Origin of the sequence: Neobacillus drentensis, from assembly GCF_036962765.1 — a bacterium.
In the GTDB taxonomy this organism is placed as follows: Bacteria; Bacillota; Bacilli; order Bacillales; family Cytobacillaceae; genus Neobacillus; species Neobacillus drentensis_C.
Genome location: NZ_JBALOS010000387.1, coordinates 1 through 2,300, shown reverse-complemented (window position 1 = coordinate 2,300; position 2,300 = coordinate 1). Strand labels below are relative to the sequence as shown.

Sequence of the window (2,300 nt, the reverse complement as noted above, 5' to 3'; positions counted from 1 at the left end):
TAAGATTAAACTATCTAAGTATAGTTAATTATTAATAAATATACATTATCAAGAATTTTTATGCAACCAAATACTTCATTAATTTTTCTTTTATTAGATTTTTTTGATCGGTACGGTTAAACAAATATAGCTTCTTGCTTCAATCCGGATTCGTAAGGAAAGTCATGAAGAATGTTACATTGTGAAAGTGTTACGAAAAAGCTGATATAATCACAAATTCCTATGGAGTTCAAATGGTGTACCAGAAATGGTGAACTTTTTTGCGTAAAAAAGTTAGTTCAGCAAAAACAGGTAAAATCTATCACTCAGTATCACTTGAAAGTTTAAAGATAGAACTTTAATATAAAAATAGAATATTTGAAAAATACAAAAAATAACAAATTTCTTCCTAAGCCAATTTTATTTACATAGATTTCTATAGGGGGGATCCGGATGATAGCACTTTTTAAAATGAATGATCTATATGAAGAACAAATTACACATTTATTAAAAGAAATGGGATACTCAACAGCGAGTTTTTATTCCATTAATTCCATATTAGATCAGATCATGAATCCAATGGTTATTATTACACCGGTGAATTTCGAGAAGGAATTAGCGGGTCTTTCTTTTCCAATTATCCCTATCTCAGTACATATAGAAGATGTAAAAAAGTGCATAAAGGGATTGTTCGATATCCCAGAAAAAAGAGAGTATTCAATAATTGCTTCAACCAAAGAAATAGAGTGGTTGAGAAAAGAAAACGCCGAACAGGTTACGAAGGATGAGATTCAACTTTCTTTTTTAACCGAAAAACAAGCAGGACTACTTAAGCCGAATCACGTTTATCTAGCCCCAATATGGATGAAGGGGTTAATTTCTAACCCAAGGAATAAAAATTTACATTTTATTAAACCCGCCTTTACTTCTGTGATTTCTTTTTTAAAGATCGCAGGATCATTAGTGAATTTAGTTGAGGAAATCACAAAAGAAAGGTATCAAGTTGATGCAATCGTCCACTCAACGCATGATGGAGTGATTGCGATTGACAGAAGCGGAACCATTAGACTGGTTAATGAACATGCAAAAACAATCTTAGGTGTTGATAAGGTAATGAAGGGGAGAAACATCACCGAGTTCATCCCACAATCTGATATGATCCGAGTATTGAAAGCGGGGAAGATCGAAAGAGGAGATATTGCGACTATCGGAGGCCGACAAATTGTCATTAACCGATCTCCTGTCATCGTCAAAGGAAAAATTGTCGGAGCCGTATCAAATTTCAAGGAAATTACAGATATTCAAAAAGTAGAATTACAGCTGCGGAAGAAACTTCATCAAAATGGCTTGGAGGCAAAATATCGGTTAAGTGATATTATTGGGGAAACACAGGAAATACTGGAGGCAAAAGATCTAGCAAGGAAATTTGCTGAAACAGAATCTACTGTATTAATCACTGGTGAGTCTGGAACTGGAAAAGAATTATTTGCTCAAGGTATTCATTCCGCCAGTCATCGATCAGTTGGTCCATTTGTCGCGGTCAATTGCGCAGTGCTGCCAGAAAATCTACTCGAAAGTGAGATATTTGGATATGAGAAAGGCACATTCACAGGCGGTCTAAAAGAAGGAAAACCAGGCTTATTTGAACTTGCTCATGGAGGCACACTATTTTTAGATGAAATTGGTGAGATCCCTTTACGAATTCAGGCTCTCCTATTAAGGGTTTTACAGGAAAGAACCATTAGGCGCGTGGGCGGGGAGCGAATTATACCAGTGGATGTCCGAATCATTACCGCAACGAATCGAAATTTAGAGGAGGAGGTGGATAGAAAACAATTCCGATCTGATTTATATTATCGTCTGAATGTACTTTCGCTGGAATTGCCTCCTCTCCACGAGCGTTTAGCGGATATACCAAAACTGGTAGAGGCTTTTCTAAATGAGTTTAATGAAAAGAGGAAAAATAAAATCATCAACGTTCAAGAAGAACTAATTGGTTTATTCCAGAAATATGACTGGCCTGGAAATATACGCGAATTAAGGAATACCATTGAACGGTTGGTCGTTCTTGAAGAGAGTCCTAGTTTAAGACTACAGGGGGCAAAGTTTCTTTCTGATAAAATAAGGAGACGGAAGGATTCAGAAGAAACGACAAAAAGACAAAGTATTAAAAACAAGGAAAAGGAACTCATCCTAATAACATTGGAAAAATTCGGAAACAATAAAACATTAGCGGCACAATCACTTGGAATCGACCGATCTACTCTTTGGAGAAAAATCAAAGAATATAATATTTGATGTTTCAAAATACGATACTATGT

1 protein-coding gene is annotated in these 2,300 nt (G+C 35.5%); it reads left to right on the top strand.

Features of this window, described 5'->3' with window-relative positions:
- Positions 1–432: 432 nt before the first annotated feature.
- A complete protein-coding gene (locus V7137_RS29865) occupies positions 433–2,277 on the top strand; it encodes a sigma-54 interaction domain-containing protein (RefSeq protein ID WP_335701425.1) in 1,845 nt (614 codons plus the stop codon).
- The last annotated feature ends 23 nt before the right edge of the window (positions 2,278–2,300 follow it).

Bases quoted from the DNA above. Each gene is read 5' to 3' on its own strand.
- V7137_RS29865 (WP_335701425.1), top strand. From the start codon at position 433: ATGATAGCACTTTTTAAAATGAATGATCTATATGAAGAACAAATTACA.